The 9289-nt window shown below is 62.4% G+C and carries 7 protein-coding genes; 5 read left to right on the top strand and 2 right to left on the bottom strand.

Annotated elements, in window-relative coordinates; genetic code table 11:
* Together JNL55_RS26780 and JNL55_RS26775 are read right to left on the bottom strand one after the other, a co-directional pair.
* The coding region (locus JNL55_RS26780; RefSeq protein ID WP_293861746.1) for a FecR family protein at positions 1 to 1078 on the bottom strand (1078 nt) is incomplete at its 3' end.
* Positions 1075 to 1620: an RNA polymerase sigma factor gene (locus tag JNL55_RS26775; protein ID WP_293861743.1), complete on the bottom strand. Its 546-nt coding sequence runs from the start codon at positions 1618 to 1620 to the stop codon at positions 1075 to 1077. The genes JNL55_RS26780 and JNL55_RS26775, both read right to left, overlap by 4 nt.
* A 154-nt stretch (positions 1621 to 1774) precedes the next feature.
* On the opposite strand from JNL55_RS26775, the gene JNL55_RS26770 reads away from it, so the two are divergent.
* The 5 genes from JNL55_RS26770 to JNL55_RS26750 all read left to right on the top strand — a co-directional run.
* Positions 1775 to 2173, top strand: a complete 399-nt coding sequence (locus tag JNL55_RS26770; protein WP_293861740.1) for an STN domain-containing protein — start codon at positions 1775 to 1777, stop codon at positions 2171 to 2173.
* Positions 2166 to 4559 (top strand): TonB-dependent siderophore receptor, encoded by a 2394-nt coding sequence (locus tag JNL55_RS26765; RefSeq protein WP_293861737.1) that lies wholly within the window; start codon positions 2166 to 2168, stop codon positions 4557 to 4559. Before JNL55_RS26770 ends, JNL55_RS26765 begins: the two co-directional genes overlap by 8 nt.
* A 32-nt stretch (positions 4560 to 4591) precedes the next feature.
* Entirely contained in the window at positions 4592 to 5671 is a 1080-nt protein-coding gene (locus JNL55_RS26760) for a M23 family metallopeptidase (protein ID WP_293861734.1), read from the top strand.
* Positions 5672 to 5686: 15 nt separating this feature from the next.
* The gene (locus JNL55_RS26755) at positions 5687 to 8830 is read left to right on the top strand and encodes an amidohydrolase family protein (protein ID WP_293861731.1); all 3144 of its coding nucleotides are present in this window, start codon (positions 5687 to 5689) and stop codon (positions 8828 to 8830) included.
* A partial coding sequence (locus JNL55_RS26750) for a CocE/NonD family hydrolase (protein WP_293861728.1) occupies positions 8827 to 9289 on the top strand: 463 nt, incomplete at its 3' end. The genes JNL55_RS26755 and JNL55_RS26750, both read left to right, overlap by 4 nt.

The raw sequence follows: 9289 nt of genomic DNA, 5'->3' as shown, positions 1-9289 counted from the left end.
GCTCTTCGGTCTCGTGCACGGAGATCGGGAACGCCGCTTGCAACGCGCGCAACCATTCATCCGTCTGTCCCTCGAAGACTGTGCCGCTCAGATCGAGTTCGCGCACCGTGTCGCCTTCCAGCACGATGGGCTTGCGGCTGTAACGATTGACCCGAGCCACCACGACTTCCAGCGGCTGATGAATGTATTCGATGCGACCCTGTTTCCAGGCGGCGGTGGCTTCGATGTCAGCCCGCTTCACATCACTGCGCAGGCCGCGCGCGTCGTAGCTGAGTTCCTCGCCCTTGGTGAGTTTTGAGATGCGCCAGGGCGTGACTGTTACAACTTCGCTGTTGTTGGGAGAGGCGTTCCGGGTCGACGGTTCGACACTGACCACGCCGGTGCCGACGGTGACGGTTACCCGATCGAGATCCATGCCTACGTCGCGACGTACGTTGAATTCAGTGCCGAGCGCGGTGATCACGCCGTTGCCAGCCAACACGCGGAAAGGGCGGCTCGCATCGTGGGCCACCTTGAACCACGCCTCGCCCTCGGTGAGCACGATGACGCGCTCGGTGTCGGTGAGGCGGGAGTCGATCTCGGTGCGAGCGCCAAGGGTTACGACCGAACCGTCGGCCAGTTCGACCAGCCGTTGTTCAGCGACAGCTGTGTTGAATGCCGCACTCGTCGGCAATGCTTCGCTGTTGATCGGTGCACTGTAGCGCCAGATTGCCACCGCAGTACCCGCGACCATGGCGGCCGCGAGCCATGCACTCTTATGAATAGTTAAGCCTCGACGGCGCGGGGGAGTGGTACGACGCGCCTGCCATTGCTCTATCGACATCGACTCATCGTAGTCGTCTGCGAGCAGTTCGGCGGCGGAGGGCGGGAGCGGCCCGCCGAGTGCTCTCGTGACCATCCATAAGTCTTGCAGCCTGGCCAGCTCGGAGCGATTCGCGGCAACGCTTGCGAAGCGCTCCCATTCGCGCAGCTCATCCGGATTCAGCGGACGAGAGCTTTCTTCTTGCAGTCTCAACAGCCAGCCCACTGCCTCGGGCGTCGAGGTTGGCCGTCCAAGATCCGTTCCAGAGGAACTCATTGCTCGCTCCTTGGCTGTTGAGGTGCGGTCTGCAGCGCCCCATACAAATGTTCTATCGCGCGTTGTACCAGCCGACGCACGCTCAGGGCCTTGATCTGCATGGACTCAGCGGCCTCTTCGTAGCTCAGGCCGCGGATGTTGACCAGGAACAGGGCCTGCCGACACTTGGGCGGCAGTGCTTCCATTGCACGCTTGATCTCATCGCGCATCAGCCAGGTCTGTTCGACCGAGCTGACCTCGCTATCGACATGGAAGCATTCCAGTCTCGCGAACCCTTCACGCACCGAGCGGCGGCGCATCCAGTCCGTCGCACAGCTGTGCACTGTTTTGTAGAGATAGGCGCGCAAATGATTGATGGGACGCTCGCGGCCCAGATCGAAGACGCGGACATAAGCCTCCTGAACCACGTCCTTGGCATCAGCCCACGAACGAACCCGCGCGTACGCATAGCTCAGCAACGCGTCGTTGTGTTCTCGAAATAACCGTTCGGGATCGGCGGGGGGCTCCCCAGGATTCACCGGTGCGGATTCGTCAGGGTTCACTGCGGTCGGTCCGTGGTTTGATCAGTAGACGCATGACAGGCCCGATTTGCGACAGCCTGACGAAGAAAAATAGCGGTCGCGGCTGGCGTGGTCGATTGTCGCATCCGCGGGGCCTGATGCGTCTCATAGCCAACACTAACGTATCTCGGACTCGATGAACGACATGACACGCACTTTGCGATGGTGGCTGGCGCTGGCGGGCGTGTTGCTTGCCGCGGTGGCCGGTGCCGACCGGCCCGGCGATTCCCGCTTGCATCAGGTCGTCCAATTCAGCATCGAGCGCGGGCCGTTGGAGCACGCCCTGATCCAGTTCAGCCGACAGGCGGAGGTGCAGGTCGTGCTGGCGTCGAACCTGGCAGGCGATCTGGTGGCCTCGGAGGTCAGAGGCAGCTTCAGTGCGAGCTCGGCGTTGACGAAGTTGTTGAAAGGCACCGGTTTGGTCTACGCCACGGTGGGCAACACCGTGACGGTGCGCCTGCCCGAGGCCAGCAAGGGCGAGGCTGTTGCGCCGACCCGTCGGGATCTAAAAAATATGGGGAGAGCCGATGAATAGTTCCAACATCATGAAACTGCGTTCCACGGTACTGGCGATGGCCTGCGGCGCGACGCTCTGGGGCAGCCTGGCACTAGCCGATGAGCTGGACCGCAAGGTCGCTTTCGACATCGATTCGCAGCCGCTCGAGCAGGCGCTCGTGGCGTTCTCGCAGCAGGCGGGTATCCAGATCGTTCTGAATACCGGCTCGGTCGGTGGCGCCACGGTGCCGGCATTGAAGGCTACGGTGTCCTCGCGCGAGGCATTGAGAGAGCTGTTGAGCGGCTCCCCGTTCAGCTACTCCCCGATCGGGGAGCGTACGGTCAGCGTGACGCGTGTGCAGGCGGGTTCGGATGAACAGGTTGCATCGTCAACCCAGGACACAGCGCCGTCTCTGGAGCCGCTGGCAGAAGTGACGGTGACGGCAACGCGCCCGACGCTGTTCTCTTCCCAAGTGGTCACCTCCGGCGTACTCGGCGACAAAGACCCCTTGGACATTCCGTTCTCGGTGGCTTCGTACTCCAGCGAGCTGGCGAAACTGCAGAACGCGCACACGCCCGCCGAGATCCTGAAGAACGATCCGTCGGTGCAGAACAGCGGGTTCTACGTTTATCAGAATCACATCATCATTCGCGGCATCCAGGCACGTGCCGGCGGCGTCCGCCGCGATGGCCTGCATGCCAACGACGAGGGCGATCTGCCCATGGAAGCTTTCGACCGTCTCGAAGTCGTGAAGGGGGCAGCGGGTTTCCTATATGGCTTCGCCGAGCCCGGCGGTATTCAGAACTGGGTGACCAAGCGGCCGACGCGAGACACGTTCGTCAGTCTCGAAACACAACTGCGCAGCGGCTCGGGGCGCTATGTGCACGTCGATGCCGGCGGTCCGGTCGGTGATGGGCGATTCGGTTATCGCGCCAACGTGGCCTATGAGGATCAAGGCGACTTCTCGCATCGTGGCGATACCGAGCGTGCCATGGGTTCGCTGGCCCTCGACGCCAAATTGACGGATGACTTGCTGGTGCGGCTCGATGCCAGTCACCAGAGCCGCGAGTTCACGTCACAACTCGGCTTGCCGCTCACTACTGCGGGAACCGAGCCACCCGAGTACGACCCGCGCGTGTCGTTTGCGCCTTCTTGGCTGCGCGCCAAGTTTGTTTCCTCCAGCGTGGCACTGCGGTTCGAATATCAGTTACCGGCGGATTGGAAGGTGTTAGGGCAGGTCGCGCACGACTGGTCGCGGTTCGATCCGGCGTACGGTTACATGACCACGCTCACGCCGACCGGCGATGTCGAAGGCGAGCTGTACGGCAATCCGTTGCCGTTCTATACCCGCAACCGCTGGACCAATGGGCAGGTACTGCTGCTCGGCAAGCTCGACACCGGCCCGGTACAACACGATGTCGTGGTCGGCATGATGAAACGGGATGGAACGTACTCCGAGTATTACCCGACCAGCGAATACCCGATGATGACCTTCACCGGCAATTTGTTCACCGGCTTCAACTTCCCGCAGCGTCCTACCGATTCCTACTCGTACGCTCGCGGCTATGTGTTCGAAGGCCCGGAAACTCACGTGTATGCCGCTGATACTTTGTCGCTCGGTGAGCGCTGGCAGGTGCTGGCGGGGGTGCGCCACGTGGATGTCGCTGACTTCTATGGCGGCAAGGTGCAGAAGACCAGCCCGTCCGGCGCCATCACTTTCAAGGCGGCCGAGAACACGCGCATTTACGGCAGCTACGCACGCAGTCTTCAGCAAGGCTATCGCGGCCCCTGTCAGGATCGGCCGGATGTGAGTAACGGTTGCGATATCGCGCCGCCCATCGAAGCCAAACAATACGAGGTCGGCGTCAAGACCCGCCTCGGCGGCAATCTGGATTTGAGCGTGGCCGCGTTCCGTATCGAGTTGCCGTTCGACTACGTCGATGAGAATCGCCTGATCTACGGCCGCTTCGGTAATCAGGTGAACCAGGGCGTGGAAGTACTCGCCTCCGGCAACGTCCTGTCGAATCTGGCAGTGGTGCTGGGCGCCGGCTATCTGAACGCGGAGCTGGCACGCAACGAGGATCCGACTCTCAATGGCAATCGGGTTCCTGGCATTCCGCAATGGAATGCCAACGCGTTCGTCAACTACGGCGTGACTGCGATTCCTGGCTTGTCGCTTACCGGCGGCGCGTACTGGGGCGCGTCGCGCCAGCTCGATGTGCGTAACTCCATTTCGGTGGACGGTTACACGCGTGTCGACCTAGGCGCGCAGTATCGCATCGACGGAATATTGAACGGCGTGACGTTACGCGCCAACGTCAACAATGTGCTCGACGAGTTCTACTGGGAAGGGCTCAACTTCGAAAGTTTCAGCGCGGCGTTGGGCCGGACGTACAGCGTCACCGCCGAGTTCAAACTACGATGAGAGCGGGTCGAGCGATAGCGTCAACGGCGCTCGTGCTGTTGGCAGCCGAGATGTTGCTGACGGTCGCGGCCGAGGCATCGACGAGCAACGTCGCTGCCTCGAGCGCGCCGCCACTCGAACTCAATGTGCCGTTCGCACCCTCGCCGGTTCGAGGTGCCGGGGAGTTGCATGTGGCGTATGAGCTTCATATCACCAACTTCGGTGAGACGCCGGTGCGAGTGGAGCGTCTCGAAGTACTGCAAAGGAATGCGGTGCTTGCGAGTTACGAAGGCGCCGAGCTTGGCAAGTTGATGCAACGAGTGGGTGCGCGTCGCGATCCGGAGCCGCAGCTCATCGTGCCCGGCGCGCGAGCGGTGACGGCGTTGTGGGTGACGCTCGGTGCCGATACCAAGCCCGCGACATTGACTCATCGTCTGCGCATGCAAGACGGCCGGTGGATCGAAGCGGGCGCTGTCACCACGTCGTCGAAACCTGTGGTCTCGATCGGTCCGCCGCTGCGTGGCGAATGGCTTGCTTACGGCGGCGCTGGCGGCACAGAGCGGCACGGCCAGCGACCGCTTGCGCTCGATGGCCGGGTGCGCAACTCGCAGCGCTTCTCCATCGACTTCTTTCAAACCGCAACCGATGCACGCAAGTTTGTCGGCGACGAAGTCGATACCCGCCAAGGCTACGGTGCCGAACTGATTGCGGTGGCCGATGCGACCGTGGCGCGTGCGCGGGATGGAATCGCCGAGCATCCGTTCGGCACTTACCCGCCAGGGCAGGCCGCCAATACGGTCGAAGGCACTGCCGGCAATTACGTGCTGCTCGATCTGGGGCAAAGTCGGTTCGCCGTCTACGCACACATGAAGCCGGGCAGCTTGCGAGTGAAGGCGGGAGATCGCGTGCGTCGCGGCCAGGTCATCGGCGAATTGGGGCTGACTGGCAACACTGCCTATCCGCATCTGCACTTTCAGATCAATGCCGAGGCCGATCCCGACAGCGAGGCATTGCCGTACCAATTCGAAACTTTCGACATGCAACTCGACCCCGGCGGGCCCTGGATAGCACGCCGTGATGAGTTACCGATGACCACGACCGGCGCTCCGCCTCGGGTTCGTTTCGCTCACTAACACGGATACCACGCCATGACTGCAATTCGGTGTCGACGCTTTGCGCCGGCCCTGCTGGCGACGCTCGCTTGTTTTTCGGTGAGTGCGGCGCAAGTGACCACGGCCGTCGACGAAGGTACGTGGATGAATGTGGACGTGAGTCCCGACGGGCGGCAGATCGCCTTCGATCTGCTCGGCGATGTTTGTGTCATGCCGATCGAAGGCGGCGAGGCGCATTGTCTGCTCACCGGGCCAGCTTACGAGCATCAGCCGCGTTTCGCGCCGGACGGTAAGTCCCTGGCTTTCAGCTCGGATCGGTCCGGCGCGGAGAACGTGTGGCTGGTGAACCTCGACGGCACGGGACTGCGACAACTGACGCATGAAGCATTCCGGACCGCCAGCGGTCCGGCGTGGAGCCCCGACGGACGCGATGTTCTCGTTCGCAAGCACTACACCGGCTCGCGCGCAATCGGCTCCGGTCAGCTGTGGCGGTTTCCTGCCAAAGGTGGGCAAGGCGAGGTGCTGTTCGAAGGCCACTCGTACCAAAAGGATATCAACGAAGCCGTGTTCGCACCGGACGGCAGTAGCGTGTTCTTCACGCAGGACATTTCTGCAGGCGAGCAATTCGAATATGACCGCGATCCCTATCGCGGCATTCTTTCCATCCGCCGTTTGAATGTGGCGAGCCGGGAAGCGGTAACTTGGCGTTCGGGCGCGGGCGGCGCGTTGCGTCCCACGCCGTCACCGGATGGCAAGAAGCTCGCGTTCATCACTCGCGGCGCACCCGAAGCGGAAGGCCGCTCCAGCGTGCTGATGATTCAGGATCTGGACAGCGGCACTGAGCACACGGTGTTCGCCGGGCTGGATCAGGATCAGCAGGAGATGTGGGCCACTCACGGCTACTACCCAGCGTTTGCATGGACGCCGGATAGTGCGGCGCTGGTGTTCTGGGCCGGCGGCAAGATTCGACGTGTCGATATCGCCAGCCGACAGGCGACGCAGATTCCGTTTCATGTCGAGCAGACTCACGATCTCACCGAGCCGTCGCGGGTCAGTGTGTCCCTGCAGGGCAAAGATTTCGCCGCCAAGGCGCTGCGTTTCACTCAGGTGTCGCCCGACGGCAAGTGGGTGTCTTTCGAGGCATTGGGAAAGATTCACGTCATGAGTCTAGCCCGCGGTGGTGCCGTGCGCCGGCTCACGAAGTCCGCGACGGAACTCGAGTCGTATCCGGTGTTCTCTCCCGATGCGCAATGGGTGGTGTACACCACTTGGGATGACGTAAAGCTCGGTAGCGTACGTCGCACGCGGCTGCGCGATGGCAAGACGGAGTTGTTGGTCACCGGGCGTGGCGGATATGCCGAGACGGCCGTGAGCGGCGATGGCCGTCGGATCTTGTATCGAAAAGTCGGCGCGGATGAGCTGCGTTCGCAGGATTGGACCCGCGATGCTGGCCTGTATGAAATAGATTGGGCCGGCGGCGAGCCGCGTGCGCTCACGAGCCAAGGATGGGCGTCACAAACGTGCGGTCGGACAGCGCAGAGCTACTTCACTCGCGAGGTGGACATTGCTGGCGTATTGACGACCAGCGCCGAGTCCTCGCTGCAAACCTTATTCCGCCATAACGCATTGGGCGCCGACGAGCCCATCGCTGAAACGCGGGCGGCGACGGAGTATCGACTCTCGCCGGATTGCCGCCGGCTCGCGTGGATCGAGCACGAAGATGTATTCGTTGCCGAACTGCCGCTGGATGAGCGCGGCAACATTCAGGCGCTCGATCGGCAGCAACTCGCGCAGCACGCCACACAGTTGCCTGGAGATGGCGGTGCGTATCTGAGTTGGTCGTCGCCGAGCACCTTGCACTGGTCGCTCGGTGCAACGCTCAATAGCTGGGATGCTCGCAGCAGGCACATCTCACAGCGTCACATCGAACTGCGCTCGCCAGTCGTGGCTGCCACCAGGCCGACGTTGCTCACCGGTGCTCGCTTCATCACCATGCGTAATGAAGAGATTGTCGCTGACGGTGCGCTGCTCATCGAAGGCGACCGTATCGTTCGCTTTGGCAAAGCAGGAGATATCGCTGCTCCACCAGGAGCGCGCGTGCTCGATCTGCGCGGCCGCACTGTGGTGCCGGGGTTCATCGACAACCATTGGCACGGTTCACACGCCGGCGATGGGCTGCAGCCACAACAGAACTGGTACTACTTCGCGACGCTCGCTCTGGGCGTGACGACATTGTTCGAGCCATTTGCCGATGCTTCAGTGTTCTCGTCCGCGGACCTGGCCAGAGCGGGTGCGGTGGTGGCACCGAGAATCGTCAGCACCGGGCCGGTGATCTATGGGCCGCGATCCGAGCACATCAACTCTCTGGAAGATGCATTCAAGTACGCCCGGCGCCGACAAGCGCTCGGTGGCTGGACGTTGAAGAGCTATCTGTTGCCACGCAGGGACCAGCAACAACAATTGCTCGCGGCGGCACGCGCCACCGGCATGCTGGTGGTGAGCGAGAACAGCATGGGGCCGATGAACAACGTCGCCTTGTTGCTCGATGGCACGAACGGTATCGAGCACGGCATCGCGCTTTCGCACGTGTACGACGATGTGCAGCAGTTGTGGCGCCAGAGTCGGGTGGACATCACGCCGACCTTGGTTGTTACGGGGGGCGGGCTGGGCGGCGACACGGCCAACTATCAGCGGGCGGAAGTCTGGAATCATCGGATTCTGTCTCGCTTCGTGCCGCCTGCCGAGCTTCGTGCGGCGTCGGTGCGCCGCGTTCACGTACGCGATGCCGATAACCGCCCACTGCAATCCGCGCAATGGGTGAACCGCTTGTCTCGATCCGGAACGCGCGTACTCACGGGCGGGCATGGTCAACGCGAAGGCTTGGGGCTGCACTGGGAAATGGCGTTGCTGCAAGCGGGTGGCATGACTGCCCACCAAGCGCTCGCTGCTGCGACTCGAGAAGGCGCCAAGCATCTGGGATTGGAGCGGGACCTCGGCTCCATCGAGGTCGGCAAGATCGCCGACCTGGTCGTGCTCGACGCCGACCCGCTCGCCGACATTCGCAACACGGAGCGCATCGCCTACGTGATATCGAGCGGGCGCCTGCTCGATCCGACTAGCATGAGCGAGATCGACGGCAAGCCGCGTCAACCTTTCTTTTGGGAGGAGCGCGTGCCATGAAGCGTCGTGAATTCATCTTGGCGTCGGCGGCCATCGGCACGGCACCGAACCTGTCGTCCGCGCAGTCTGCCGCTGCGCCGAGTACGAGCGCGACACCAGCTCAAGCTCAAGTCTTGCCAGCCGGCGTCATCTCGGCCAAGACCGGTGTCAAAACCGCGCTCGTCCACAACCTGCTAGTGCCGATGCGCGATGGCGTGCTACTCGCACTCGATCTGATCCGTCCCGATGCACCGGGGCAGTATCCGGTGGTGTTGCTGCGAACTCCGTACGACAAGACGCGTAGCCGCGGCTCATATCTTCAGTCGCTGGCGGAGCGCGGCTACATCGTTGCAGTTCAAGATACCCGTGGACGATTCAATTCGGACGGCGTGTTCTTTCCTTATCGTGACGACCGCGCCGATGGTTACGACACCGTCGAGTGGCTGGCGAAACAGCCTTGGTGCAGCGGTAGCGTCGGCA

It is taken from the genome of Steroidobacter sp. (assembly GCF_016790065.1).
Lineage (GTDB): Bacteria > Pseudomonadota > Gammaproteobacteria > Steroidobacterales > Steroidobacteraceae > Steroidobacter.
The sequence above is the reverse complement of the archived record's forward strand: the minus strand, read 5'-3'. Positions and strand labels throughout refer to the sequence as shown.

Excerpts from the sequence above, each read along its gene's own strand:
- JNL55_RS26755 (WP_293861731.1), top strand. The coding sequence starts at position 5,687 with ATGACTGCAATTCGGTGTCGACGCTTTGCGCCGGCCCTGCTGGCGACG.
- JNL55_RS26765 (WP_293861737.1), top strand. The coding sequence starts at position 2,166 with ATGAATAGTTCCAACATCATGAAACTGCGTTCCACGGTACTGGCGATG.
- JNL55_RS26770 (WP_293861740.1), top strand. The coding sequence starts at position 1,775 with ATGAACGACATGACACGCACTTTGCGATGGTGGCTGGCGCTGGCGGGC.